General features: G+C 53.2%; 23 protein-coding genes. 12 read left to right on the forward strand and 11 right to left on the reverse strand.

What is annotated here, in order from left to right; genetic code table 11:
* Positions 1-40: 40 nt before the first annotated feature.
* The 9 genes from ACK13D_RS11665 to bolA form a co-directional block, all read right to left on the reverse strand.
* On the reverse strand, positions 41-439 hold the full coding sequence (locus ACK13D_RS11665; RefSeq protein WP_010671209.1) for a YbgC/FadM family acyl-CoA thioesterase: 399 nt from the start codon (positions 437-439) through the stop codon (positions 41-43).
* Positions 440-539: 100 nt separating this feature from the next.
* Positions 540-893, reverse strand: coding sequence for a ComEA family DNA-binding protein (locus ACK13D_RS11670; RefSeq protein ID WP_010255849.1), 354 nt, complete (start codon positions 891-893; stop codon positions 540-542).
* Positions 894-1,033: 140 nt separating this feature from the next.
* Positions 1,034-2,902: a peptidylprolyl isomerase gene (ppiD, locus tag ACK13D_RS11675; RefSeq protein ID WP_022626118.1), complete on the reverse strand. Its 1,869-nt coding sequence runs from the start codon at positions 2,900-2,902 to the stop codon at positions 1,034-1,036.
* Positions 2,903-3,149: 247 nt separating this feature from the next.
* Positions 3,150-3,422 (reverse strand): nucleoid-associated protein HU-beta, encoded by a 273-nt coding sequence (gene hupB, locus ACK13D_RS11680; RefSeq protein ID WP_009091701.1) that lies wholly within the window; start codon positions 3,420-3,422, stop codon positions 3,150-3,152.
* Positions 3,423-3,636: 214 nt separating this feature from the next.
* Positions 3,637-5,991, reverse strand: a complete 2,355-nt coding sequence (gene lon / locus ACK13D_RS11685) for an endopeptidase La (protein ID WP_346450338.1) — start codon at positions 5,989-5,991, stop codon at positions 3,637-3,639.
* A 186-nt stretch (positions 5,992-6,177) separates the two neighbouring features.
* Positions 6,178-7,449, reverse strand: coding sequence for an ATP-dependent protease ATP-binding subunit ClpX (clpX, locus tag ACK13D_RS11690; RefSeq protein WP_010671205.1), 1,272 nt, complete (start codon positions 7,447-7,449; stop codon positions 6,178-6,180).
* A gap of 134 nt (positions 7,450-7,583) precedes the next feature.
* On the reverse strand, positions 7,584-8,207 hold the full coding sequence (gene clpP / locus ACK13D_RS11695) for an ATP-dependent Clp endopeptidase proteolytic subunit ClpP (RefSeq protein WP_010255410.1): 624 nt from the start codon (positions 8,205-8,207) through the stop codon (positions 7,584-7,586).
* Positions 8,208-8,543: 336 nt separating this feature from the next.
* Positions 8,544-9,848 carry a trigger factor gene (gene tig / locus ACK13D_RS11700; protein ID WP_010255408.1) on the reverse strand — a complete coding sequence of 435 codons (1,305 nt, stop codon included), beginning with the start codon at positions 9,846-9,848 and terminating at the stop codon, positions 8,544-8,546.
* A gap of 293 nt (positions 9,849-10,141) precedes the next feature.
* Entirely contained in the window at positions 10,142-10,456 is a 315-nt protein-coding gene (gene bolA / locus ACK13D_RS11705) for a transcriptional regulator BolA (protein WP_008924895.1), read from the reverse strand.
* 286 nt (positions 10,457-10,742) lie between these two features.
* Here bolA and ACK13D_RS11710 point away from each other — a divergent pair, with 286 nt between their 5' ends.
* The 8 genes from ACK13D_RS11710 (at position 10,743) to ACK13D_RS11745 (ending at position 19,571) form a co-directional block, all read left to right on the forward strand.
* The gene (locus ACK13D_RS11710; protein WP_010255406.1) at positions 10,743-11,321 is read left to right on the forward strand and encodes a lipoprotein; all 579 of its coding nucleotides are present in this window, start codon (positions 10,743-10,745) and stop codon (positions 11,319-11,321) included.
* Between the two features lie 57 nt (positions 11,322-11,378).
* Positions 11,379-12,869: a muropeptide MFS transporter AmpG gene (ampG, locus tag ACK13D_RS11715; RefSeq protein WP_010255404.1), complete on the forward strand. Its 1,491-nt coding sequence runs from the start codon at positions 11,379-11,381 to the stop codon at positions 12,867-12,869.
* A gap of 444 nt (positions 12,870-13,313) precedes the next feature.
* Positions 13,314-14,240 carry a cytochrome o ubiquinol oxidase subunit II gene (gene cyoA, locus ACK13D_RS11720; RefSeq protein ID WP_010255402.1) on the forward strand — a complete coding sequence of 309 codons (927 nt, stop codon included), beginning with the start codon at positions 13,314-13,316 and terminating at the stop codon, positions 14,238-14,240.
* 4 nt (positions 14,241-14,244) lie between these two features.
* Entirely contained in the window at positions 14,245-16,227 is a 1,983-nt protein-coding gene (gene cyoB / locus ACK13D_RS11725; protein WP_010255400.1) for a cytochrome o ubiquinol oxidase subunit I, read from the forward strand.
* Positions 16,227-16,844 (forward strand): cytochrome o ubiquinol oxidase subunit III, encoded by a 618-nt coding sequence (locus ACK13D_RS11730; protein ID WP_009091720.1) that lies wholly within the window; start codon positions 16,227-16,229, stop codon positions 16,842-16,844. The genes cyoB and ACK13D_RS11730 overlap by 1 nt, the downstream gene beginning before the upstream one ends.
* The gene (locus ACK13D_RS11735; RefSeq protein ID WP_008924889.1) at positions 16,844-17,173 is read left to right on the forward strand and encodes a cytochrome o ubiquinol oxidase subunit IV; all 330 of its coding nucleotides are present in this window, start codon (positions 16,844-16,846) and stop codon (positions 17,171-17,173) included. The genes ACK13D_RS11730 and ACK13D_RS11735 overlap by 1 nt, the downstream gene beginning before the upstream one ends.
* A gap of 13 nt (positions 17,174-17,186) precedes the next feature.
* Positions 17,187-18,074, forward strand: coding sequence for a heme o synthase (gene cyoE, locus ACK13D_RS11740; RefSeq protein WP_010255394.1), 888 nt, complete (start codon positions 17,187-17,189; stop codon positions 18,072-18,074).
* A 132-nt stretch (positions 18,075-18,206) separates the two neighbouring features.
* Entirely contained in the window at positions 18,207-19,571 is a 1,365-nt protein-coding gene (locus tag ACK13D_RS11745; RefSeq protein ID WP_010255391.1) for an MFS transporter, read from the forward strand.
* Between the two features lie 747 nt (positions 19,572-20,318).
* Here ACK13D_RS11745 and ACK13D_RS11750 read toward each other — a convergent pair.
* Positions 20,319-20,810 carry a YajQ family cyclic di-GMP-binding protein gene (locus ACK13D_RS11750; protein ID WP_003852530.1) on the reverse strand — a complete coding sequence of 164 codons (492 nt, stop codon included), beginning with the start codon at positions 20,808-20,810 and terminating at the stop codon, positions 20,319-20,321.
* Positions 20,811-20,945: 135 nt separating this feature from the next.
* Here ACK13D_RS11750 and panE point away from each other — a divergent pair, with 135 nt between their 5' ends.
* Both panE and yajL read left to right on the forward strand, forming a co-directional pair.
* Positions 20,946-21,866 carry a 2-dehydropantoate 2-reductase gene (gene panE, locus ACK13D_RS11755; RefSeq protein ID WP_418796424.1) on the forward strand — a complete coding sequence of 307 codons (921 nt, stop codon included), beginning with the start codon at positions 20,946-20,948 and terminating at the stop codon, positions 21,864-21,866.
* Positions 21,820-22,416 (forward strand): protein deglycase YajL, encoded by a 597-nt coding sequence (yajL, locus tag ACK13D_RS11760; RefSeq protein WP_010671202.1) that lies wholly within the window; start codon positions 21,820-21,822, stop codon positions 22,414-22,416. Before panE ends, yajL begins: the two co-directional genes overlap by 47 nt.
* A gap of 80 nt (positions 22,417-22,496) precedes the next feature.
* Here the strand turns inward: yajL and thiI are convergent, their stop codons facing one another.
* Positions 22,497-23,945 (reverse strand): tRNA uracil 4-sulfurtransferase ThiI, encoded by a 1,449-nt coding sequence (gene thiI / locus ACK13D_RS11765; protein ID WP_418796426.1) that lies wholly within the window; start codon positions 23,943-23,945, stop codon positions 22,497-22,499.
* Positions 23,946-24,180: 235 nt separating this feature from the next.
* On the opposite strand from thiI, the gene xseB reads away from it, so the two are divergent.
* Entirely contained in the window at positions 24,181-24,423 is a 243-nt protein-coding gene (gene xseB / locus ACK13D_RS11770) for an exodeoxyribonuclease VII small subunit (RefSeq protein ID WP_010255382.1), read from the forward strand.
* Positions 24,423-25,322 (forward strand): (2E,6E)-farnesyl diphosphate synthase, encoded by a 900-nt coding sequence (gene ispA / locus ACK13D_RS11775; RefSeq protein WP_064689919.1) that lies wholly within the window; start codon positions 24,423-24,425, stop codon positions 25,320-25,322. Before xseB ends, ispA begins: the two co-directional genes overlap by 1 nt.
* The last annotated feature ends 13 nt before the right edge of the window (positions 25,323-25,335 follow it).

The raw sequence follows: 25,335 nt of genomic DNA on the forward strand, positions 1-25,335 counted from the left end.
CGTGGCGGCAGAGAATCCGGGGTGCCGCCTTTTTTTCGGCTCATGCCATCAGACGCATCAGTCGCTCGCGCAACTCCCCTTCCAGCGCAACCGCCTTCTGAGTCCGCAAATCAATACAGACAAAAGTGAGTGCGGCATCCGCCACCACGGTCTCCTGCCCTGCCAGCAAAACCCGCTGCGCAATAATGCCGCTTTTGCCATTCAACTGCGTGATCTCACTGTCGATAGTCAGTACGTCGCCCAGCACGGCCGGGCGACGGTAGTTGATGTTGATGTTTACCACCACAAAAGCCAGTTTCTGTTCCTGCAACCAGTGGAATGCTTCCACCTCTTCCAGCCATTCCCAGCGCGCCTCCTCCAGAAACTCAAGATAGCGCGCATTATTGACGTGCTGATAGACATCCAGATGATAGCCGCGCACTTTTATGGTGGTCTGCATGATCATGCTCTCCTGCTGCTGTGAATTAACTGGTTGGACCTGTTCACTTTAGCAGAGTCGCCTGTCTATCGTGGGTTAAGCATCACAGATGTGTACTGCTTCACAATTTCAGCCGGGCCGCATTTCGCTCTATCAACGCATTGCCGATACCCGGCACTTCACTGAGTTGCTGAATTGCGCTAAACGGTCCGTACTGTTCGCGATAGCTCACAATTGCCTGCGCCTTTTTCAGCCCCACCCCATTCATAACGGCAGAGAGCTGTTCGGCTGTTGCTTCATTGATGCTGACCTGCTCCTGCTGTGGCTGCGCGGCGGCTTCCGGCTTCGACGCAGGATGTGAGCTCTGCGTGACGGCTGCGCTGACAGGTTCAGGTGCCGCAGAGACGCTGCTGTGACAGAGTGCGCCGCCCAGCGCGAGTGAAAGATAGAAGGCAACGAGTTTAGGTTTAGCCATGCTGTGTTTCTCCTTGTATGTAAACAGCAGCGACAGAGTGGCACTACTGCACACAAGGCTCAAAAGCGGGATTTCAGAAATGGAAAAGGCCGCGAATGCGGCCTTTGATTGTTACAGTCGTTGCGCAGTTTCTGCGAGGCTTACTGCATTTGTGCGGCAGCGCCGTACTTAATTTTGGCCTCTTTACGCAGGTTTTGCAGTAACGCTTCAAACGCCAGCTGCGCATTATTCTGCGTGACGCCTTTGACCATTTCGTCAATCTGCGCCTGCGGCATGCTGCCGGTTTTAACTTTATCAACCGCCACCAGTACCACATTGCCCTGCATATCTTCGCTGACACCCCAGGAAGGTTTATTTTCCGCAGGCTGAGGCAGGTTAAAGGCAGTCTGTGCCACCGGATCCTGCGCATTGCGATCAACGGTCTTGCTGGCACTCAGCGTCAGACCCGCTGCAGTCAGCGCATCCTGCTTACCGGCTTTGAGATCGGCCAGCAGCTTATCGGCCTGAGCTTTGGCCTGCTGCGTCGCTTTATCATGCTTAAGCGTGTCAGTGATCTGCGCCTTAACCTGCTCAAGCGGTTTTACCGCTTCCGGTTTATGCTCACTGATACGCAGCACAAAGGCACGATCGCCATCGACAGTGATGATATCGGAGTTGTTGCCCGGCGCGCCGTTTTGCCCGACCAGACCGCCATTAAAGATCGCCTGCTTCACTGCATCAAAGTTAAGCTCATCTGGCAGCGTATCCTGACTGAACCAGCCAGTCTCTTTCGCTTTCAGACCAGAAGCCTGCTCTGCACCCGCCAGTGACTCATTGTCATTGCTGGCCGCTTCGCTGACTTTCTGTTGCACTTTGTAGAAGGCATCAACGCCCTTCTCCTGCTTCACTTTCGCTGCAATGGCGCTGCGCACTTCATCCAGTGGTTTAACCTGCTCTGGCTGAATATCGTCAAGACGAACCACCAGGAAGCCCACTGAAGATTTGATGACGCCTGACATCTGGCCTTTCTCAGTCAGACCGGCATTTTTCAGCTCATCCGGCGTCGTAGAGGGTTCCAGCCAGCCCATATCGCCGCCCTTACGCGCAGAGATCGGGTCAATGGATTTGGCTTTTGCCACGTCAGCGAAGCTGGCACCTGCTTTCAGCTGCGCCAGGACCGCACTGGCATCGGCTTCAGTTTTGGTCTGAATGACGCTGTAGCGCGTACGCTGTGGCTGCGAATAGTCCGCTTTATGCTGGTCGTACCAGGCCTGAATGTCGGCCTCGCTGGCATCCTGCTGCATGCTGGCCGCATCCATCAGGAGGTAGCTGACACGGAACTGCTCTGGTGCCATAAAGCTGGTTTTATGCTGCTGATAATACTGACTGATTTCGTCGTCAGTAACGGCCTGCTTCGCCGCCAGTGCATTGACGTCCAGCGTCGCCTGACGAATCTCACGCTGCTGTGAAACCAGGTCCACCAGTTTGCTGGCTTCGCCTTTCAGCGTGAAGTCGGTGTTAGCCACGGCATTGATCAGCTGTTGATTAGAGAGCTGCTTACGCAACGCTTCGGCATACTGGTCGGCGCTGAAGCCCATATTGCTGATCAGACTCAGATATTTGGCATTGTCGAATTTACCGTTGGTCTGAAAAGCCTGCTGATTGAAGATAGCCTGCTTCACCTGATCGTCACTGATGCTGAGGTGGAGATCTTTGATGTAGCTATCAAGCAGCGCCTGATCGATTAGCTGCGACAGCGCCTGCTGGCGAATCTGCTGCATGTAGCCATCGTTGCTGGCCAGCTGTGAGAACTGATCGCCCAGCATCTGCTGCTGACGACTGCGCTCGCTGTTGAACGCCTGCTCCAGCTGTCCCCGGCTAATCTCCTGGCCGTTAACTTTGGCCGCATAGTCGTTATTGCCGCCAATCAGATAGTTGCCAACGCCCGTCAGCACAAAGGAGAGGATAATCAGCCCCAAAATAATCTTGAGCACGACATGGTTCGACGCCGCGCGTAAATTGTCCATCATGGTATGGCAACACTCCGCTGTAGTGTGAATGTAAAGCTCGGTCGCAATTCGCCATTGGCTGGCGACTCACGCAACTGCTGGCTTAGCTGGCAGTCTCAATCCGGTCCAGGTCCATCTTACGGCCCGATTCTCACCGGTTAAAACAAAAAAGGCACATCTGATTGATGTGCCCGTATGTTACATGAGAACGGGTTAATCGTCCTCTAATCCACTGAAGAAAATGCGTCAATGAATCTATTCGTTGTTATTAATTGACAGCGTCTTTCAATGCTTTACCAGCACGGAAGCCTGGTACTTTACCGGCCGGGATGGTGATCTCTTTACCGGTTTGCGGGTTGCGGCCGGTACGTGCAGCGCGGTCACGCACAGAGAATGTGCCGAAACCTACCAGAGCCACTTCATCACCGTCTTTCAGCGCATCTGAAACTGAGCCCATAAATGCATCTAAAACACGTCCCGCTGCAGCTTTAGAAATATCAGCATCGGCAGCAATTTTGTCGATCAATTGTGACTTATTCACTCTCTTCATCCCCTCTTTTATTATTTCACATCGTACCCTGCATCCGGCAGGGTGCGAACGCGCAGCAAGTTATATCAAGCCTGTGGAGCCGAAACAACGGAATTTCTCTGAGAACGTCGCGTCGGCAGCCACCTAAATTAACGGCACAAAAAAAAGCTGGCAAGCGCCAATTGCCTTGCCAGCTCCGCTTTTTAACGGTTTTTGCCGTTAATCACTATTTTGCTGTTACAACCTGCATACCGTATGGCGCATTTTCCAGTGCCAGATTCAGCACCTCTTCAATGCGTTTCACCGGATAAATCTCCAGATCGGCAATCACGTTCTGTGGAATCTCTTCCAGGTCGCGCTTGTTGTCGTCAGGGATCAGCACGGTTTTAATGCCACCACGGTGCGCTGCCAGCAGTTTCTCTTTCAGCCCGCCAATCGGCAGCACCTGACCACGCAGGGTGATCTCACCGGTCATCGCCACATCCGCCCGCACCGGGTTACCGGTCAGACAGGAGACCAGCGCAGTACACATGGCGATACCGGCACTTGGACCATCTTTCGGCGTAGCGCCTTCAGGGACGTGAACGTGAATATCACGTTTTTCGTAGAAGTCACCATTGATGCCCAGCTTCTCGGCACGGGCACGCACCACGGTCAGCGCAGCCTGAATCGACTCCTGCATCACTTCACCCAGAGAACCGGTGTAAGTCAGCTTGCCTTTACCTGGTACGCAGGCGGTTTCGATAGTCAGCAAATCGCCACCCACTTCGGTCCATGCCAGACCCGTTACCTGACCCACACGGTTTTCGCTGTCCGCACGACCGTAGTCGAAGCGCTGAACGCCCAGGAAATCCTTGAGGTTTTCGCCATTGATGTTGATGTGCTTTTTCGTCTTGTCCATCAGCAGTGATTTCACCGCTTTACGGCACAATTTCGACAGCTCACGCTCAAGGCTACGCACACCGGCTTCACGGGTGTAGTAACGGATAATGCCCACAATCGCGCTGTCTTCAACCGTAATTTCATTGGCTTTCAGGGCGTTGCGCTCAATCTGCTTGGTCAGCAGATGCTGCTTAGCGATGTTCAGTTTTTCATCTTCGGTGTAACCCGACAGACGAATCACTTCCATACGGTCCAGCAGCGGTGCCGGGATGTTCATTGAGTTCGATGTAGCAACGAACATCACATCAGAAAGGTCATAGTCGACTTCCAGATAGTGGTCGTTGAACGCAATGTTCTGCTCAGGATCAAGCACTTCCAGCAGCGCTGAAGCCGGATCGCCGCGCATGTCAGAGGACATTTTGTCGATTTCATCCAGCAGGAACAGTGGGTTTTTAACCCCGACTTTCGCCATTTTCTGGATTAATTTACCCGGCATAGAGCCGATGTAAGTACGACGGTGACCGCGGATTTCAGCTTCATCACGCACGCCACCCAGCGCCATACGCACATATTTGCGTCCGGTCGCTTTGGCGATCGACTGACCGAGAGAGGTTTTACCTACCCCTGGCGGTCCGACCAGGCACAAAATCGGCCCTTTGATTTTGCTGACGCGACTCTGAACCGCAAGATACTCAAGAATACGATCCTTCACGCGCTCCAGCCCGTAATGGTCGGTATCCAGCGTCTCCTGCGCTTTACGCAGATCTTTCTTCACTTTGCTGCGCGCGTTCCACGGAACCTGCACCATCCAGTCGATATAGCCGCGAACCACGGTCGCTTCAGCGGACATCGGGGACATCATCTTCAGCTTCTGCAGCTCAGCTTCCGCTTTCTCGCGCGCTTCTTCCGGCATTTTTGCCGCATCGATTTTGCGTTTTAACGCTTCGTACTCGTCGGGCGCGTCGTCCATCTCGCCCAGCTCTTTCTGAATCGCCTTCATCTGCTCATTCAGATAGTACTCGCGCTGGCTCTTCTCCATCTGCTTCTTAACACGGTTGCGAATGCGCTTCTCAACCTGCAGCAGATCGATTTCAGATTCCATCATCGCCATCAGATATTCCAGACGTTCGTTGACGTCGGACATCTCCAGCACAGACTGTTTGTCTGCCAGCTTCAGTGGCATATGTGCTGCGACGGTGTCGGCAAGGCGGGCCGCATCGTCAATGTTGTTCAGCGAGGTTAAAACCTCGGGTGGGATCTTTTTGTTGAGTTTGATGTAGCCTTCAAACTGATTGATCGCCGTGCGCACCAGCACTTCCTGCTCGCGCTCTTCAATCTCTGGCGAAACCAGATATTCAGCTTGTGCCACAAAATGGTCACCGTTATCGGCCAGCGTCGTAATGTGGGCGCGCTGTAAACCTTCGACCAGGACTTTGACGGTGCCATCCGGCAGTTTCAGCATTTGTAATACTGATGCAACGGTCCCTACTGAGAAGAGATCGTTAATGCCAGGTTCATCCGTTGAAGCCTCTTTCTGTGCGACCAGCATGATTTTTTTATCATGATCCATTGCGGCTTCAAGGCACCGAATTGATTTTTCCCGGCCAACAAACAACGGAATTACCATGTGCGGATAAACCACCACGTCGCGCAGCGGCAACACGGGGATTTCAATGCGTTCAGAACGCTCAGGATTCATAGAGCTCTCTCTTTGTTTAATGTCCGCCAGGTGATGGGAACCGCATCAGGCAGGTATGCAGTTAAACCCACAGGTATCTGAGTATATGGGGATGATTGTCCGACATTCAACGTCACAGAGGCGAGAAAAGCAAAAGGGGAAACATTTTCCCCTTTTTTATTACGACAAGATGGACGATCTGTTTAATTATTCGCCAGATGCCTGGGCTTCATGCTTACCGTAGATCAACATGGGCTCAGACTGACCTTCAATAACTGATTCATCAATCACTACTTTTTCCACGTCGTCCATGGAAGGCAGGTCATACATCGTTTCCAGTAACGCGCCTTCTACAATTGAACGCAGACCACGTGCACCGGTTTTACGTGACATCGCTTTCTTAGCAATGGCGGTTAACGCCTCGTCACGGAACTCCAGCTCAACGCCTTCCAGGTTAAACAGCGCCTGGTACTGTTTGGTCAGGGCGTTCTTAGGCTCACGCAGAATCTGAATCAGCGCTTCTTCGCTCAGCTCGCTCAGGGTCGCAACAACAGGCAGACGACCGATGAACTCAGGGATCAGACCAAATTTGATCAAATCTTCTGGTTCACACTGCGCAAGCAGTTCGCCTTCGCTGGCTTTCTGCGATTTCCCTTTCACGGTCGCGCCGAAGCCGATACCGGATCCGGTTTCAACACGCTGGGCGATCACTTTGTCCAGGCCGGCAAATGCGCCGCCGCAGATAAACAGAATTTTAGAGGTATCAACCTGCAAAAATTCCTGCTGCGGATGCTTACGTCCACCCTGCGGGGGAACGGCAGCCACGGTGCCTTCAATCAGTTTAAGCAGTGCCTGCTGTACGCCTTCGCCTGACACGTCACGGGTAATCGACGGGTTATCAGACTTACGTGAGATTTTGTCGATTTCATCGATGTAAACGATGCCGCGCTGTGCTTTCTGTACGTCGTAGTCGCATTTCTGCAGCAGTTTCTGGATGATGTTTTCAACATCTTCACCCACGTAACCGGCTTCAGTCAGCGTGGTGGCATCAGCCATGGTAAACGGCACATCCAGCAGGCGTGCCAGCGTTTCTGCCAGCAGCGTTTTACCACTACCGGTCGGGCCAATCAGCAGAATGTTGCTTTTGCCCAGCTCGATACCATTGCTGGTATCGCCGTTGCGCAGACGCTTGTAGTGGTTGTAAACCGCAACCGCCAGCACTTTCTTCGCTCTTTCCTGACCGATGACATAATCATCGAGGTGATGGCGAATTTCATGTGGGGTTGGCAACGCACTACGTTCACGATGCGGGGCAACTTCCTTAATCTCTTCGCGAATGATGTCGTTGCACAGGTCAACACACTCATCGCAGATATACACTGACGGCCCGGCAATCAGCTTTCGCACTTCATGCTGGCTTTTGCCGCAAAAAGAGCAGTACAGCAACTTTCCTGAACCGTCTTTGCGCTTATCTGTCATCAGTTAACCTCTTCTTGTTCTCAGGCCATACCCGCGTACGGCTCAGGCCGTGCGGAGACGGCCGAAATTCATTCAACCCATAATAGTACCGTTGTCCTGTTAACTATAGACCAGGGACAACGGTAAGTCGGGTCTTATTGGCGATGCGTCAGAATTGAATCGACTAATCCATACTCTACCGCTTCATTTGCAGAGAGGAAACGGTCACGCTCGGTGTCACGCTCAATTTCTTCCAGCGTTTTACCGGTGTGCTCAGCCATCAGCTCATTCATACGCTGCTTAACTTTAAGGATTTCGCGCGCATGGATCTCGATGTCTGACGCCTGACCCTGATAACCGCCCAGCGGCTGGTGGATCATCACACGTGAGTTTGGCAGACAGAAACGTTTGCCTTTGGTCCCCGCCGTCAGCAGGAAAGCGCCCATAGAACAGGCCTGACCCATACAGATAGTGCTGACATCCGGTTTGATAAATTTCATGGTGTCGTAGATCGACATACCGGCAGTGATGACACCGCCTGGCGAGTTAATGTAGAGATAGATATCTTTTTCCGGGTTTTCAGCTTCCAGAAACAGCATCTGCGCCACAATCAGATTAGCCATGTGGTCTTCGACCTGGCCAGTCAGAAAAATGACGCGCTCTTTAAGCAGACGGGAGTAGATGTCGTAAGAACGCTCACCACGCGAAGTTTGTTCAACCACCATTGGCACCAGCGCATTGTGCGGTGCTGTATATTCACGATCGCCACTGTATGACATTACCGTCTCCTGGATAAATTTCATTGGCAACATTCTGTACCGATTCTACGTAAGACGCGCGGGAAACTCCACGCCGCGCCTTTTTCCGACACCTTCAGGACGGTTAATCAGCCAGCCTCACTCTTATTTCTGCATACTCCCTGTATCTGGGGATGCTGCACGCATGTTTCAAGCATAACAATCTTTTCCCTGTTCGCTAACCCGGAAAAAGCGATGCGTGAATAATTCGCCTGTTTATTAAACAAATAGCGCCGAAGAGTGGCTATCCGGACGCAAAACACAAAAAAGCCCGCGACTTTTCAGTCACGGGCTTAGCACAGACGGTTAAATGCGTGATCAGGCCTGAGCGGTCTGATTCATCAGATCCTGGAAGTTGGTCTCTTTCTCGGTCACTTTAGCTTTCGCCAGGACCGCTTCAACCGCTTGCTCTTCCAGCGCAACGTTGCGCATATTGTTCATCAGCTCGTTATTCTTGCTGTAGAACTCGATCACTTCCTGCGGATCTTCATACGCAGAAGCCATCTCTTCAATCATGGTGCTTACGCGCGCTTCGTCAGCTTTCAGCTCGTGGGTACGAATCACTTCGCCCAGCAGCAGACCGACAACCACACGGCGTTTAGCCTGCTCTTCGAACAGTTCGCGTGGCAGTTCCAGCGCCTGCTGTTCGTTGCCACCGAAACGCTGTGCAGCCTGACGACGCAGAACGTCGATTTCGCTGTCAACCAGCGCAGCTGGCACGTCGATTTCGTTCGCTTCAACCAGACCGTCGATTGCCTGAGTTTTGATGCGATTACGGATAGCGCCTTTCAGCTCGCGATCCATGTTCTTACGCACTTCAGTACGCAGACCGGCAACTGAACCATCTTCAACGCCGAAACGTTTGATGAACTCTTCAGTCAGCTCTGGCAGTTCGCGCGTTTCAACTTTCTTCAGCACGATCTCGAACTTCGCATCTTTCCCTTTCAGGTTTTCTGCGTGGTAGTCGTCCGGGAATTTCACGTCGATAGTGAAAGTTTCGCCCGCTTTGTGACCCACAACGCCTTCTTCAAAGCCTGGGATCATGCGGCCCTGGCCCATGGCCAGAACGAAATCAGAGGCTTTGCCGCCTTCGAACTCTTCACCGTCCACAGAACCGTTGAAATCGATAGTGGCACGATCTTCCGGACCTGCTGCAGCGTCGCTTTCGATCCAGTTGGCCTGCTGCTTGCGCAGAGTGTCCAGCATGGTATCAACGTCAGCATCAGTTACTTCAACGACAGGTTTTTCGACTTCGATGTTTTCCAGGCCTTTCAGCTCAACTTCCGGATAGACTTCGAATTCAACCGCGTAGGTGAAATCCTGACCTTCTTTGTATTCGCCTGGCACGTAGTTCGGTGCGCCAGCCGGATTAATTTTTTCTTTGATGATGGCGTCAACAAAGTTGCGCGTCATCAGCTCGCCCAGCACGTCCTGACGGACAGAAGCGCCGTAACGCTGTGCCACGATGTTCATCGGCACTTTGCCTTTACGGAAACCATCGATGCGAACTTTCCTGGCAACGTCAACCAGTTCTTTTTTTACAGCGCTTTCGATGCTGTCAGCAGCGACAGTAATCGTAATGCGACGGCCCAGGCCCTGAGTGGTTTCTACAGAAACTTGCATCTTGTTACCTCAAAAAATCACGTGCTCGGTCAACTTCAGACACCACACATAGTGAAATGCGCCGTATCCAACAACCGGGACGGCTTCCGTGAAGAGAACCTGATCCCTGTTACCAGAAGCGTCCCGAAGACATTCCGGAAAAATAGACGCAGCATTATAGCGGCATCGCTGGAATGAGTCGAGGATGCTAACTCACCACTTTTCAGCAGGTTTGCTGCTTTTTTGAGCCAGGGATCGCGTTTTTCGCTAAATAACAGAAAAAACGGCCCGCAGGCCGTTTCAGAGAAGGGAGATCAGGCGAGTGTTCCGGCACCACGACAGTTAGGCGAAGCCAGTACGGTATCCTGCAACCCTTCCCACTCTTTCAGGGTGTAAGTATGCAGGGCTAAGGCGTGTACGCTGCCCGCTAACTCAGCGGCCAGTTCGCCATAAATCAGGCGATGACGCGCCAGAAAACGCTGGCCTGCAAAGCAGTCGCTCACGATGACCACTTTGAAGTGACTTTCCGATCCGGCAGGAACATTGTGCCGGTAACTTTCGTCGTGCACTTCCAGATGAGCTGGCTGAAACGCCACACGCAGCTTTTCTTCTATTTGTTCGCGGATCATGGCTATTACTCCTCAATGGCGAGCGCAGTGCCCCATCTCATTCAATCTTAGTCGCTTTTAGTGCGCTTACCCGCAAGCGCACGCTAAATATTGCATTTTATGTCAGGCCGCTTCCGGCACGCATAATAACGCAGCTGAAACGAACAGCAAACCGACCTGTCAGAGAAGAGGCTTAAAACGGTTTCAGACACAATTTCCCCGGCAACAGGGCTTTTTTCACTGCCGGGCAATGCTATGATGACCGCAGTTTTTGCAAACCAACCCCCTGACACCAACGAGAAAAAGTATGTTGAAAAAACTGTTATTCCCACTGTTGGCTGCGTTCATTTTAGCCGGCTGTGCAACCAGCAATAATACCCTGACTATCCAGCCTAAAATTCAGTTACCGCAGCAGGACCCAGGCCTGATGGGCGTGACTGTCAGCATCAACGGTGCCGACCAGCGTAAAGATCAGGCGCTGGCAAAAGTAAACCGTGATGGTCAGTTAGTGACCTTAACGTCATCGCGTGACCTGCGCTTCCTGCTGCAGGAAGTGCTGGAGAAGCAGATGACAGCACGCGGCTATATGATTGGTCCTAATGGCGCGGTCGATCTGCAGATTGTGGTGAACAACCTCTATGCCGACGTCACTCAGGGCAATGTGCGCTACAGCATCACCACCAAAGCGGACATCTCTATTATCGCAACAGCGAAAAACGGCAACAAACAGGTTAAAAACTACCGCCAGACTTACAGCGTAGAAGGCGCGTTCAACGCCAATAACCAGAAGATTACCAACGCGGTGAACGCAACTATGAGCGATGTGATCGCGGATATGGCTCAGGACACCAGCGTCAACGACTTCATCAAGCAGAACGCCCGTTAATTCAGTCTCTCCTCTGCCCTGCCTTGCGCAGGGCTTTTTGTTATCTGCAGGATCCGCATGAACCACTATCTTCGCCTCTTCAGCCAGAAAAACGCCGCCGTATTGCTGCTTCTTGGTTTTGCTTCCGGACTGCCGCTGGCCCTGACATCGGGCACGTTGCAGGCGTGGATGACGGTGGAAAATGTCGACCTGAAAACCATCGGCTTCTTTTCGCTGGTCGGCCAGGCCTATGTCTTTAAGTTTCTCTGGTCACCGATGATGGACCGCTATACGCCGCCGTTTCTGGGCCGGCGTCGCGGCTGGTTACTGGTCAGTCAGCTGGCGCTGGTTGGCGGGATAATCGCGATGGGATTTCTGCAACCGGGACGCGATCTTACCCTGATGGCCGCGCTGGCCGTGCTGATTGCCTTCTGCTCCGCCTCACAGGACATCGTTTTTGACGCATGGAAAACGGACATCCTGCCGCCTGAAGAGCGTGGCAGCGGCGCGGCGATTACCGTGCTGGGGTATCGACTGGCAATGCTGATTTCCGGCGGGCTGGCGTTGTGGCTGGCTGACCGCTACCTCGGCTGGCAGGCAACCTACTGGCTGATGGCGCTGATGATGGTGCCGGGCATTATCGCCACGCTGGTGGCGAGCGAGCCAGATACCCGTATCTCCACACCCCATTCACTGCGTCAGGCGGTGGTCGATCCACTAAAAGATTTCTTTCAGCGCAACAACGCCTGGCTGCTGATTACCCTGATTATTCTTTACAAGCTGGGCGATGCGTTTGCCGCCTCGTTGACCACCACTTTTTTGATTCGCGGCGTGGGCTTCAACGCCGGTGACGTCGGTCTGGTCAACAAGACGCTGGGTCTGCTGGCGACCATTATCGGCGCGCTCTATGGCGGCGTACTGATGCAGCGTCTGAGCCTGTTCCGGGCGCTAATGATTTTCGGTCTGCTGCAGGCTGTCTCGAACTTTGGTTACTGGCTGCTGGCGGTGACCGATAAACAGTTGTGGAGCATGGCCAGCGCGGTCTTTGTTGAAAATCTCTGTGGCGGCATGGGCACCGCGGCCTTTGTGGCGCTGTTAATGACGCTGTGCAATAAGTCGTTCTCCGCTACCCAGTTCGCACTGTTGTCGGCGCTCTCAGCGGTGGGTCGGGTCTATGTTGGCCCGGCGGCGGGGTGGCTGGTGGAACTCTGGGGCTGGCCGACCTTTTATGCTTTCACGGTGATGGCGGGTCTGCCGGGCCTGGTGCTGCTGGCTTTTTGCCGACAAACATTGAATCAGGTCGAGCAAAGTGGCAATTTTCTGACACGTAGCTACTATCCTCATGGCTATCGCTGGACTAATCGTCTGTTTGCAGCCGGATGCGGCGTGCTGGCACTCTGGCTGGTGGCTCTGGCACTGAATGCGTTGGGCGTGACGGCGCTGACACCGCTGCTTACCCGCCTGTTTGAGCTGGGTATGACACTCTCCCTGCTGGCGGTGCTTTCGGGAGTGTTGCTGGACTATCGGGCGCTGAAGAGAACCCCTGCGTTGCCTGCATCAGATGCTTAAGTGAAATCGATAGGTTTACGGGCTGCGGCTTATTTTATGACACGCCGATAAGTCGCCGCCATTTATCATCGCGTGTTATTTTTTAAAAATAACAATATGACCTGAGGAGGCGTAGCGGAAATACTAAAAACCGGTGAGCAATTACTTTAGTTAAATTTCATCGCGCAAATGATGCAGACTTGTTAAATATTTGGGAGTTAAAAGTAAGGGTTATTCCTTTCCCTGATTTTTTTACGGTTACTTCCATTGGTTTTTGTTATATTGATGCCAACTGCTTGTCTGCGTTAATTATTTGTCACCTGGCGCAACATCTGTGACACCCTTAGCAAAAGGTGTCAACACGTATCTGACACATCCTTAAGCTGGTTTACACTGCATAAACCTTCCCGTAAAATGCGCGCACACTTAAACGACAATAGAGCCCTTTGTCATTGAGGTCGTTAAATGAGACTCAGTAAATACAATAAAAGTTTGGGGATTTTGTCATTAATTGCAGGCACTTTATTAATGAGTGGCTGCGATAGTGCATTGTTAAATCCCAAAGGACAGATTGCACTGGAGCAACGTTCGCTGATACTGACTGCCTTTGGCCTGATGTTGATCGTCGTCATCCCCGCAGTCCTGATGGCCGTGGTGTTTGCCTGGAAATATCGGGCGTCCAACACGAATGCGAAGTACAGCCCTAACTGGTCACACTCTAACAAAGTGGAAGCCGTGGTCTGGACCATTCCGATCCTGATCATTCTCTTCCTCAGCGTGCTGACCTGGAAATCAACCCACGCACTGGAGCCCAGCAAACCGCTGCAATCTGATGTGAAACCGGTTGAGATCGATGTGGTTGCACTGGACTGGAAATGGTTGTTCATTTACCCGGAACAGGGTATTGCGACCGTGAACCAGATTGCCTTCCCGGCAAATACTCCGGTGAACTTCAAAATCACGTCTAACTCCGTCATGAACTCTTTCTTCATCCCAACGCTCGGCAGCCAGATTTATGCGATGGCTGGTATGCAGACCAAGCTGCATCTGATTGCAAATGAGCCGGGAATTTTCGACGGTATCTCTGCGAACTTCAGTGGTCGTGGTTTCTCTGGCATGAAGTTTAAAGCCATTGCAACCAAAGACGATGCGGAATTCCAGCAGTGGGTGGCTAAAGTTAAAGCAGCCCCTAACACGCTGAACACTATGGATGATTTCGAGAAAGTGGCTGTGCCAAGCGAAAATCACCCGGTGGAATATTTCTCTTCAGCTGATCCGAAACTGTTCATGCAAGTCATCGACAAGTTCAAGATGAGCCACGGGAAAATGGACATGCCAAAACATGAAGGTATGGACATGAGTCACGCCGCTTCCGCGGGAGCCGAGGAATAATACGATGTTCGGAAAATTAACACTTGATGCAGTGCCGTACCATGAGCCGATTATCATGGTTACGGTTGCCGCTATCCTGATAGGTGGTGCAGCGCTGGTTGCTGCGCTCACCTATTTTGGTAAGTGGAAATATCTGTGGTCTGAATGGCTGACGTCAGTCGACCACAAACGCCTGGGTATCATGTACATCATCATGGCGTTCGTCATGCTGATTCGTGGTTTCGCTGATGCCATTATGATGCGTACCCAGCAGGTTATGGCTTCGGCCGGTGAAGCGGGCATTCTGCCACCGCACCACTACGACCAGATCTTTACCGCGCATGGCGTGATTATGATCTTCTTCGTGGCGATGCCGTTCGTGGTTGGCCTGATGAACATCGCGGTTCCGTTGCAGATTGGTGCACGTGACGTTGCGTTCCCGTTCCTGAACAACCTGAGCTTCTGGTTTACTGCGGTCGGTGTGATCCTGGTTAACCTGTCTCTGGGTGTGGGCGAGTTCGCACAGACCGGCTGGCTGGCTTATCCGCCGCTCTCCGGCGCGGAGTACAGTCCCGGGGTCGGGGTCGATTACTGGATCTGGAGCCTTCAGCTTTCAGGTATTGGTACGACCTTAACCGGTATTAACTTCTTCGTGACCATCCTGAAGATGCGTGCACCGGGCATGAGCCTGTTCAAAATGCCGGTATTTACCTGGACCGCGCTGTGCACCAACGTCCTGATCATCGCTGCGTTCCCGGTTCTGACCGTGACCCTGGCGCTGTTGACCCTTGATCGTTATCTCGGCTTCCATTTCTTCACCAATGAAATGGGCGGGAACATGATGATGTACGTCAACCTGATCTGGGTCTGGGGCCATCCGGAAGTGTATATCCTGGTACTGCCGGTGTTTGGTGTGTTCGCAGAAATTACCGCGACCTTCTCCAAAAAACGTCTGTTTGGTTATACCTCACTGGTGTGGGCGACCATCGCCATTACCGTGCTGTCGTTTATCGTCTGGTTGCACCACTTCTTCACCATGGGTGCAGGTGCCAACGTTAACGCCTTCTTCGGTATCATGACGATGATCATCGCGATTCCGACCGGGGTTAAAATCTTTAACTGGCTGTTCACCATGTATCAGGGCCGCATTCAGATGCACTCTGCCATGCTGTGGACCGTTGGCTTCCTGGTAACCTTCTCTGTAGGGGGTATGACCGGCGTACTGCTGGCCGTTCCGGGTGCTGACTTTATTCTGCACAACAGCCTGTTCCTGATTGCACACTTCCATAACGTTATCATCGGTGGTGTGGTGTTCGGTTGTATGGCGGGCGTGACCTACTGGTTCCCGAAAGCATTTGGCTTCACCCTGAACGAAACCTGGGGCAAGCGCGCATTCTGGTTCTGGATCATTGGCTTCTTCGTTGCCTTTATGCCGCTGTACGCACTGGGCTTCATGGGTATGACACGTCGTCTGAGCCAGGATATCGATCCACAGTTCCACACCTTACTGGTGGTAGCTGCGGGCGGTGCCGGTCTGATTGCGCTGGGTATTCTGTGTCAGCTGACCATGTTCTACGTCTCGGTACGTGACCGCGATCAGAACCGTGATGTGACGGGTGACCCATGGGGCGGTCGTACGCTGGAGTGGGCAACCTCTTCACCACCACCGTTCTATAACTTTGCTGTCATCCCGCATGTGCATGAGCGTGACGCTTTCTGGGAAATGAAAGAGAAAGGCGAAGCGTACAAACAGCCGGAATCTTATGAAGAGATTCATATGCCGAAAAACAGCGGTGCCGCAATTATCATCTGCGCATTTGCAACGGTAATGGGTTTCGCGCTGATCTGGCATATCTGGTGGCTGGCGGGTGTTTCATTCCTCGGCATGATCGTTTCCTGGATCGTGAAGAGCTTCGACGAAGACGTGGATTACTACGTTCCGGTTGCCGAAGTTCAGAAGATTGAGAACCAGCACTTTGACGAAATCAGCAAAGCAGGTCTGAAATAATGTCAACTGAAACTCTGATTAAACATCACCACGACGCCCATGCGGAGCATGGGCATCACGATGCAGGAGCCAATAAAGTCTTTGGCTTCTGGATCTACCTGATGAGTGACTGCATTATCTTCGCAACCCTGTTTGCGACCTATGCTGTCATGGTCAACAACACTGCCGGTGGCCCGGCAGGTAAAGATATCTTTGAGCTGCCGTTTGTTCTGGTAGAAACCGCCCTGCTGCTGTTGAGTTCGATCACTTACGGCATGGCTGTTATCTCCATGAACAAGGAGCAAAAAGGTGCCGTTATCGGCTGGCTGGCGCTGACCTTCCTGTTCGGTCTGGGCTTCATCGGGATGGAAATCTATGAATTCCATCATCTGATTGCTGAAGGCTTTGGTCCGGATCGCAGTGGCTTCCTGTCTGGCTTCTTTACGCTGGTCGGTACCCACGGTCTGCACGTGACCTCAGGTCTGATCTGGATGCTGGTTCTGATGTTCCAGATTTCCAAACGTGGCCTGAACGCGACTAACCGCACCCGTATCATGTGTCTGAGCCTGTTCTGGCACTTCCTGGACGTGGTCTGGATTTGCGTCTTCACCGTTGTTTACCTGATGGGAGCCATGTAATGAGTCATTCTGTTAACGAACATGGCGCTTCACACGGTAGCGTGAAGTCCTACATGATCGGCTTCATCCTCTCTATCATCCTGACGGCGATCCCGTTCTGGATGGTAATGGATGGCAGTGCATCTCACGGTACTATCCTTGGTGTTGTTCTGGTATGTGCGGTGATTCAGGTGCTGGTTCACCTGGTCTACTTCCTGCACTTAGACAGCAAATCTGAGGGTGGCTGGAACATGGTAGCCATTGTCTTCTCGGCCATCATCATCCTGATTGTCGTAGTAGGCTCACTGTGGATCATGTGGAACCTCAACTACAACATGATGCCTCACTAAAGAGTCACGCGTAATGTTTAAGCAATACCTGCAAGTTACAAAACCAGGAATTATTTTCGGGAATTTAATTTCTGTGATCGGCGGATTTCTGTTGGCTTCCAAAGGCAACACGGATTACGCCCTGTTTCTCATCACCCTGGTGGGCGTGTCACTGGTGGTTGCATCGGGTTGTGTGTTTAACAACGTGATCGACCGCGACATTGACATCAAGATGGAGAGAACCAGGAATCGGGTGCTGGTAAAAGGCCTCATCTCCGCGAAAGTAAGCCTGGTTTATGCCACTGTGCTGGGTATTGCTGGCTTTGCGTTGCTCTACTTCGGTGCTAATCCGCTGGCCATGTGGCTGGCGGTGATGGGCTTCGTGGTGTACGTGGGCATCTACAGTCTCTACATGAAGCGTAATTCCGTTTACGGTACGCTGATTGGCAGTCTGTCGGGTGCTGCGCCGCCGGTTATCGGCTACTGCGCGGTCTCTAACCAGTTTGATGCTGGCGCATTAATCCTGCTGGCGATCTTTAGCCTGTGGCAGATGCCGCATTCGTACGCGATTGCCATCTTCCGCTTTAAAGATTACCAGGCAGCGAACATCCCGGTTCTGCCGGTGGTGAAAGGCATTTCCGTGGCTAAAAATCATATTACGCTCTATATCCTAGCGTTTATGATTGCCACGCTGATGCTGACGCTGGGAGGCTACGCGGGCTACAAATATCTGGTGGTGGCTGCTGCGGTTAGCGTCTGGTGGCTGGGCATGGCGTTATCGGGTTATAAAACCGCTGATGACCGTGTCTGGGCGCGTAAACTGTTTGTCTTCTCTATCGTGACCATCACCGCACTGAGCGTGATGATGTCGGTGGATTCGATGGCTCCGGCCTCGAAGGACCTGCTGACTTACGTCTGGTAACCGGCACCGATACAGCATGAAAAGGGCGCGATTTTCGCGCCCTTTCTTTTTGTTACCACTGCTTAAAAACTATTGTTTTACCCGCCCTGCCCCGCCCCCTAGAATAAATGCAGCACATTAACAGAGGTTGGAATGAACGATAATAAAATGACTCCGGTGGAGCTGCGCGCCACATGGGGCCTCGGTACGGTCTTTTCCCTGCGCATGCTGGGAATGTTTATGGTCCTGCCGGTACTGACCACTTATGGCATGGCATTACAGGGCGCGAGTGAAACCTTAATTGGCCTGGCAATCGGCATTTATGGCCTTGCCCAGGCGATATTTCAGATTCCTTTTGGTCTGCTCTCCGATCGCATCGGGCGTAAGCCGCTGATCGTTGGCGGACTGTTGCTGTTTGTCCTGGGCAGTATTATTGCTGCCTGCACCGACTCCATCTGGGGCATTATTCTGGGCCGTGCACTTCAGGGCTCAGGCGCGATTGCCGCTGCCGTGATGGCGCTGTTATCCGATTTAACCCGTGAGCAGAACCGCACCAAAGCGATGGCGTTTATCGGCATCAGTTTTGGCGTTACCTTCGCGATCGCCATGGTGGTCGGCCCGATTGTTACTCACGCACTGGGCCTGCATGCGCTGTTCTGGATGATTGCGATTCTGGCGTCGCTGGGTATCGTGATCACTCTGCTGGTGGTGCCATCGGCCTCCCATCATGTTCTGAACCGTGAATCAGGCATGGTTAAAGGCAGCTTCCGCAAAGTGCTGGCTAACCCACGTCTGGTGAAGCTCAATATCGGTATTTTCTGCCTGCACGTCCTGCTGATGTCGAGTTTTGTCGCGTTACCGGGGCAGTTTGAACAGGCAGGCTTCCCGGCTCCCGAACACTGGAAAGTCTATCTCTCCACCATGCTGATCGCTTTTGCCGGCGTAGTCCCCTTCATCATTTATGCCGAAGTGAAGCGCCGCATGAAGCGTGTCTTTGTCGGCTGCGTCGGGATGATTGTCATTGCCGAGATCGTATTGTGGGGCGCGGAAGGACATTTCTGGACGCTGGTAGTGGGTGTTCAGCTCTTCTTCTTCGCCTTTAACCTGATGGAAGCGATTCTGCCTTCGCTGATCAGTAAAGAGTCGCCTGCAGGCTACAAAGGCACGGCGATGGGGATCTACTCCACCAGCCAGTTCCTGGGCGTGGCCGTTGGCGGCAGCATGGGTGGCTGGGTATTTGGTCATTTCGATGCGCAGACCGTATTCCTGGTTGGCGCGATGGTGGCCGCAGCCTGGCTGTTTGTCAGCATGACAATGCAGGAGCCGCCTTATGTCAGCAGCCTGCGCATCGTGCTGAGTGATGCCGCACTGGCCGTGCCGAATCTGGAGCAGCGCCTGAAAGCGCAGCCGGGCGTTAACTCTGTGTTTATCGTGCCCGAAGAGAAAAGCGCCTACATCAAAATTGATAGCAAGGTTACCAGCCGCCCTGAGCTGGAAGCTCTGCTGGGTAGTTGCTGATAAAAAACCGGTTTGGCATGTTAGCTGTGAGATCGATCTGACTTAGGAAGCAGGCCCAGAGAGCCAGCTTGATAGGGTGAGCAACATCAGTCCATTTCGCTGTGAGATCGAGCTGGCTCAGGGAACACGGTCAGATCGGAAAGTCGCAAAAGCCGCCATCCATGGCACGCTCGGCCCGCGCCGTCCTGGCGCGGGACGCTTTCCTCCTCTGACCGTGCCCCCTGCGCCCCTGAGCTTTTGAGTTGCTGCTAAGTTCCCCCAGGATTTGAATCTGTTAATAGACTCAAATCCAACTCAATCCTGGTTTCAGACAGCTTATAAACTCAAAGCAAGGGGGCCAGCATAGGCTCAACCGCGCCAAACCCGGCACAAGCCTTCTTACAGACAACTCATAAATCCAAGGCGATGGGAGCCTGTGCCTGTAGCAAAGCATCGCGGGCCAGGGACAAAAATGCCGGGAGCGTTTTTGAACAACGCAACGCGTTGGCCCGGCTACGGGCGCACCTCAGGGATGAGGTGCGTAATCGCCCGCGCTGAGCCGCCATGGATGGCGCTTTTGCGTCTTTGCTAAAGGCACAGGCTCCCTGAGCAAGCGCGCGATCGCACAGACGCCCTACAGCTCCCAACTCTCTCCAGAATTTCGACTTGTTTAAAGCGACAGAAGCCCACCCAAACTCAACAACAAAAAACCCGGCCTTAGCCGGGTTTTTATCACTGCATTCATGCTGAAATTCAGCCTGCCCCCGCTTAATCGCGGAAGTTTTTAAACTGGAATGGCTGCCCCAGATTACTGCCGCGCACGATTGCCATCGCACCCTGCAAATCATCACGCGCTTTGCCGGTTACACGCAATGCTTCACCCTGAATCTGGGTCTGCACTTTCAGCTTGCTGTCTTTGATCAGCTTCACCAGCTTCTTCGCCACGTCGCTTTCAATGCCTTTTTTCAGTTTGGCATCGACCGCCCAGCTTTTGCCGCTGTGCTCAATCTCTTCCGGCACCTCTAAAGCACCGCCTTCAATCCCGCGCTTCAGTAACTTCTCACGCAAAATATCAACCAGCTGCTTAACCTGAAAATCGGACTCGCTGGTGATTTTGATGGTTTCATTCTTTTCGTTGAGCTCAAACTCGGCGCTCACGTTGCGGAAATCGAAGCGGGTAGACACTTCACGGTTGGCATTTTCCACCGCATTGCGAATTTCCTGCAGATCGACTTCTGAAACGATATCGAAAGATGGCATCTCTTCTTCTCCTGACGCTAAAGTGACATGCATAATACGCGTCTTAAGGTGCTAAATAAAATCAGGCTGCACACAACGCTATAATGACAGTGTGACAGTAAATAATAGATGGATAGCCCGCCAGCGGGAGGCAGCATGAAAATTACCGTGTTAGGTTGCGGCGCTCTGGGTCAGATCTGGATGACAACCCTTGCCCGCCAGGGACATGAGGTGCAGGGATGGTTGCGGGTGCCGCAGCCCTACTGTTCAGCCAATGTGATTGATCCACAGGGTAACATTTCGAACCGCACGTTTATCGCCAACGATCCGCTGTTTCTGGCAGAAAGCCAGCTGCTGCTGGTTACGCTCAAAGCCCCGCAGGTCTCGCCCGCGGTGAAAAACCTGGAAAGCGTGCTGCCAGAAAACTGCCCGGTGCTGCTGCTGCACAACGGCATGGGGACGCTGGAAGAGCTGAAAGGGCTGACTCAGCCGCTGCTGCGCGGCGTCACCACCCATGCGGCGATGCGCGACGACACCGTTATTAAACACATCGCCAGTGGCATTACCCACATCGGCCCCGGTAACCGCAAAAGCGCCGCTTACAGCGATCTCGCCGATATCCTGCATCATGCCCTGCCTGATGTCGCCTGGCATGACAACATCCGGGCGGCCTGCTGGCGCAAGCTGGCAGTGAACTGCATCATCAATCCGCTTAGCGTGGAGTATGAGTGCCAGAACGGTGCCCTGCGCGCTTATCCGGAGCAGATCGCGCAACTGTGCGAAGAGATCAGCTGGGTCATGGAGCGCGAAGGTCAGAACGTTGCCAGCGAAAGCCTGCAGGACATCATCTTCGACGTGATTGAAAGCACCGCGGCCAACACCTCTTCGATGCTGCAGGACATACGCGCCCAGCGTCTTACCGAAATCGACTATATCAGCGGTTTTCTGCTGCGCCGCGCCCGGACGCACGGCCTGGTGCTGACGGAGAATACCCGTCTGTATGACATTGTAAAACGCAAGGAGTCCCATTATGACCGCGAACGCATCAGTGCTGGTTTGCCTGGCACATGGCAGTGAAGAAACCGAAGCCGTCACCACCATCGACCTGCTGGTACGGGCCGGGCTGAACGTCGTCACCGCCAGCGTCGAAAGCGACGGCAACCGGGAGATCGTCTGCTCACGCGGTGTTCGTCTGCTGGCTGACGTGACGCTGGTTGAAGTCGCCGACAATGATTTCGCCGCCATCGTCCTGCCCGGCGGCCTGAAAGGCGCCGAAACCTTCCGTGACAGTCCGCTGTTAGTCGAAACGGTACGCCAGTTTCACCTCAATGAAAGGATCGTCGCCGCTATCTGCGCAGCAGCAGGCACGGTACTCATCCCCCACGATCTCTTCCCGGTCGGTAACATGACTGGCTTTCCCGGCTTAAAAGAGACCATTCCGTCAGACAAGTGGATGGAGCGGCGTGTGGTCTGGGATCCGCGCGTCAATCTGCTGACCAGCCAGGGGCCTGGCACGGCAATGGATTTTGCGCTGAAGCTGATCGATCTGCTGGTGGGAAAAGAGATGGCGCGCGAAGTGGCCGCACAGCTGGTGCTTGCTCCCGGCATTTATGACTATCAGGCGTAAACACGCTGAGTTGAACAATCTGTTTTAAGACAATGCAGCCAGTCAGACCTGAACAGGCGCTGACTGGCTCTGAGGCGTCACTACGGGCGGTAGACTTTCACGTTTTTAAAGCCCTGCTCATGCAGATAGAGTGCCTGCAGACGGCTCATCACACCACGATCGCAGTAGAGCAACCAGGTCCGGTTCTGATCGAGATCGCCAAACTGCGTACTGAGTTTGTAGAACGGCAGCGATTTCACTTCCGTAGCTTTCAGTGCCAGAGGCTTCTCTTCCTGCTCATCAATAGAGCGGATATCCAGCACCACGTCGTTCTCACTCAGCATGGCGACGGTCTCAACTTCAACCACCTCCTCTTCTGTCTGCTCAGCGATGGTACGGATATCGACGTTGGTCGCCTCTTCAATGACCCGATCCAGAATCGTGAAGTCGAAATTCTGCTCTTCAGCCTCGATCTTCTCTTTCACCGCTTTCACGGTCGGGCTTTTTGAGATCACACCGCAATATTCCGGCATGGTGCTGGCGAAATCTTCGGTGCCAATCTCACGGGCAATCCTGATGATGTGCTCTTTGTCATGAGAAATCAGCGGACGCAGAATCAGCGTATCAGAGGCGTTATCAATCAGGCGCAGGTTGGTCAGCGTCTGGCTCGACACCTGACCCACCGCTTCACCGGTAACCAGTGCCTGCACGCCGTAGCGCTCAGCAATCGTCGAAGCGGCACGCACCATCATGCGCTTCAGCACCACGCCCATCTGACCGTCATCCACTTTTTCGAGGATCTCACCCACTACCGGCTCAAAATTGATCGCCACGAACCGCACGCGGTGTGAACGACCAAAACGATTCCACAGATAGTGCGCAACCTGACGGACGCCAATCTCATGGGCGGCACCGCCAAGATTAAAGAAGCAGTAATGTACGCGACTGCCGCGACGCAGCAGCATATAGCTGGAGACGCCGGAGTCAAAGCCACCGGAAATCAGCGACAGCACATCTTCCTGCGTGCCGATCGGGAAACCGCCCAGACCTTCGTAGCGCGCAGTCACCAGCGTCAGACGATTCTCTTCAACTTCAAGATTCACCGTCACGTCCGGGTTTTTAAGCTGTACGCGGGCGCTTTCAATATGCTGATTCAGACCGCCGCCAACATAGCGCTCCACATCCTGTGAACTGAAGCTATGCTTACCACGACGTTTAACACGTACGCAGAAGCTCTTCCCTTCAAGGCTGTCGCGATACTGCACTAAAGTCTGTTCAAAGATGTGATGAATATCGGTGTACTCACGATCTTCAACCGCTAAAACGTGATGAATCCCCGGAATGCGCGTCAGCTCATCGGGAATAACGTCCCGCAGCACCGGATTTTTCGAACGCACTTCAATGTGATCCCAGTGACGCACAACGGCGATTTCGTCGCTAACGGTTTTCAGGACGTTGCGGATATTGCTGGCAAGAATCTTGATAAAGCGCAAACGCACCGACGGACTCTTGATGGTGATTTCAGGAAATAACTTGATGATAAACTTCATGGCGGCGACACAGCTTCGTTGGGCAAATAAGTGCTAAAACAGGCAGCACTTAGCTGGTAAAATCACAAAATTGCGGGCTGCAAGGCGCAACCGCATCCGAGGCGCGGGAGTATATCACCTTTGTCAGGTGACTGCTTCTTCATCAGCCGCCGCATTGATTATTTTGCTAATCATAGGGTCTCAGCTACCATGACCGATTGCGAGATAATGTCCCAACCGTGAGTCGACACGAAATATGCCGAAAAAAGCCGAACAGCCAGCCAGCTTTGAAACGTCATTGCAGCAGCTGGAGCAGATTGTCAGCCGTCTGGAAAGTGGTGAACTGCCGCTGGAAGAAGCCCTGAACGAATTTGAGCGCGGCGTGCAGCTGGCGCGGACTGGCCAGCAGACGCTGCAGCAGGCTGAACAGCGGGTCCGTATTCTGCTGAACGATGATAAAGATGCCGACCTCACTGCTTTCACGCCGGAAAACAGCTAATGGATTTCGCCCGATTACTCGACGCGTATCAGCAGCAGGTTAATGCCGCGCTGACGCGTTTTATAGAGCCACTTCCTTTTCAGAGTTCTCCTCTGGTGAATGCCATGCATTATGGGGCATTATTAGGCGGTAAACGCCTGCGTCCTTTTCTGGTCTACGCTACCGGCGAAATGCTCCACGCCGACCCGGCGAGTCTGGATGCCCCCGCCGCCGCGGTTGAATGCATTCATGCGTACTCTCTGATTCATGACGATCTCCCCGCAATGGACGATGATGCACTGCGTCGCGGGCAGCCAACCTGTCACATTAAATATGGCGAAGATACCGCGATTCTGGCGGGCGACGCCCTGCAGACGCTGGCCTTTTCAATTCTGGCCGACCAGGCGATGCCCGGTGTCAGCGCTGAATATCGTCTGATGATGCTCTCTGAACTGGCGAAAGCCAGCGGCGTGGCCGGCATGTGTGGCGGACAGGCGCTTGATTTAGCGGCGGAAGGTAAATCTGTGGATCTGGACCAGCTGGAGCAGATCCATCGTCATAAAACCGGCGCGCTGATCCGTTCAGCGGTACGATTAGGCGCCTTAACTGCGGGCGATGCTGGCCGTGAAGCCCTGCCGCTGCTCGACCGCTATGCAGAGGCCATTGGTCTCGCGTTTCAGGTGCAGGACGACATTCTGGATGTGATCGGTGACACAGCGGTGACAGGAAAACGCCAGGGTGCCGATCAGCACCTGGGAAAAAGCACCTATCCTTCACTGTTAGGCCTTGAAAATGCCCAAGCTAAAGCGCGGGATTTGTATCAGGAAGCCCTTGATACGTTAGAAATGCTCGCTGCGCACTCTTATAACACTACAGCACTGCAGGCGCTGGCGAGCTTCATAATTGAACGCGACAAATAACTTCCATAATGAG

This window comes from Pantoea sp. K16 (assembly GCF_048452805.1).
In the GTDB taxonomy this organism is placed as follows: domain Bacteria; phylum Pseudomonadota; class Gammaproteobacteria; order Enterobacterales; family Enterobacteriaceae; genus Pantoea; species Pantoea agglomerans.

What these genes read in the sequence shown, in the direction of transcription:
- ACK13D_RS11665 (WP_010671209.1), bottom strand. Translation starts at nt 439, where the DNA reads ATGCAGACCACCATAAAAGTGCGCGGCTATCATCTGGATGTCTATCAG.
- ACK13D_RS11670 (WP_010255849.1), bottom strand. Translation starts at nt 893, where the DNA reads ATGGCTAAACCTAAACTCGTTGCCTTCTATCTTTCACTCGCGCTGGGC.
- ppiD (WP_022626118.1), bottom strand. Translation starts at nt 2,902, where the DNA reads ATGATGGACAATTTACGCGCGGCGTCGAACCATGTCGTGCTCAAGATT.
- lon (WP_346450338.1), bottom strand. Translation starts at nt 5,991, where the DNA reads ATGAATCCTGAGCGTTCTGAACGCATTGAAATCCCCGTGTTGCCGCTG.
- clpX (WP_010671205.1), bottom strand. Translation starts at nt 7,449, where the DNA reads ATGACAGATAAGCGCAAAGACGGTTCAGGAAAGTTGCTGTACTGCTCT.
- clpP (WP_010255410.1), bottom strand. Translation starts at nt 8,207, where the DNA reads ATGTCATACAGTGGCGATCGTGAATATACAGCACCGCACAATGCGCTG.
- tig (WP_010255408.1), bottom strand. Translation starts at nt 9,848, where the DNA reads ATGCAAGTTTCTGTAGAAACCACTCAGGGCCTGGGCCGTCGCATTACG.
- bolA (WP_008924895.1), bottom strand. Translation starts at nt 10,456, where the DNA reads ATGATCCGCGAACAAATAGAAGAAAAGCTGCGTGTGGCGTTTCAGCCA.
- ACK13D_RS11710 (WP_010255406.1), top strand. Translation starts at nt 10,743, where the DNA reads ATGTTGAAAAAACTGTTATTCCCACTGTTGGCTGCGTTCATTTTAGCC.
- ampG (WP_010255404.1), top strand. Translation starts at nt 11,379, where the DNA reads ATGAACCACTATCTTCGCCTCTTCAGCCAGAAAAACGCCGCCGTATTG.
- cyoA (WP_010255402.1), top strand. Translation starts at nt 13,314, where the DNA reads ATGAGACTCAGTAAATACAATAAAAGTTTGGGGATTTTGTCATTAATT.
- cyoB (WP_010255400.1), top strand. Translation starts at nt 14,245, where the DNA reads ATGTTCGGAAAATTAACACTTGATGCAGTGCCGTACCATGAGCCGATT.
- ACK13D_RS11730 (WP_009091720.1), top strand. Translation starts at nt 16,227, where the DNA reads ATGTCAACTGAAACTCTGATTAAACATCACCACGACGCCCATGCGGAG.
- ACK13D_RS11735 (WP_008924889.1), top strand. Translation starts at nt 16,844, where the DNA reads ATGAGTCATTCTGTTAACGAACATGGCGCTTCACACGGTAGCGTGAAG.
- cyoE (WP_010255394.1), top strand. Translation starts at nt 17,187, where the DNA reads ATGTTTAAGCAATACCTGCAAGTTACAAAACCAGGAATTATTTTCGGG.
- ACK13D_RS11745 (WP_010255391.1), top strand. Translation starts at nt 18,207, where the DNA reads ATGAACGATAATAAAATGACTCCGGTGGAGCTGCGCGCCACATGGGGC.
- ACK13D_RS11750 (WP_003852530.1), bottom strand. Translation starts at nt 20,810, where the DNA reads ATGCCATCTTTCGATATCGTTTCAGAAGTCGATCTGCAGGAAATTCGC.
- panE (WP_418796424.1), top strand. Translation starts at nt 20,946, where the DNA reads ATGAAAATTACCGTGTTAGGTTGCGGCGCTCTGGGTCAGATCTGGATG.
- yajL (WP_010671202.1), top strand. Translation starts at nt 21,820, where the DNA reads ATGACCGCGAACGCATCAGTGCTGGTTTGCCTGGCACATGGCAGTGAA.
- thiI (WP_418796426.1), bottom strand. Translation starts at nt 23,945, where the DNA reads ATGAAGTTTATCATCAAGTTATTTCCTGAAATCACCATCAAGAGTCCG.
- xseB (WP_010255382.1), top strand. Translation starts at nt 24,181, where the DNA reads ATGCCGAAAAAAGCCGAACAGCCAGCCAGCTTTGAAACGTCATTGCAG.
- ispA (WP_064689919.1), top strand. Translation starts at nt 24,423, where the DNA reads ATGGATTTCGCCCGATTACTCGACGCGTATCAGCAGCAGGTTAATGCC.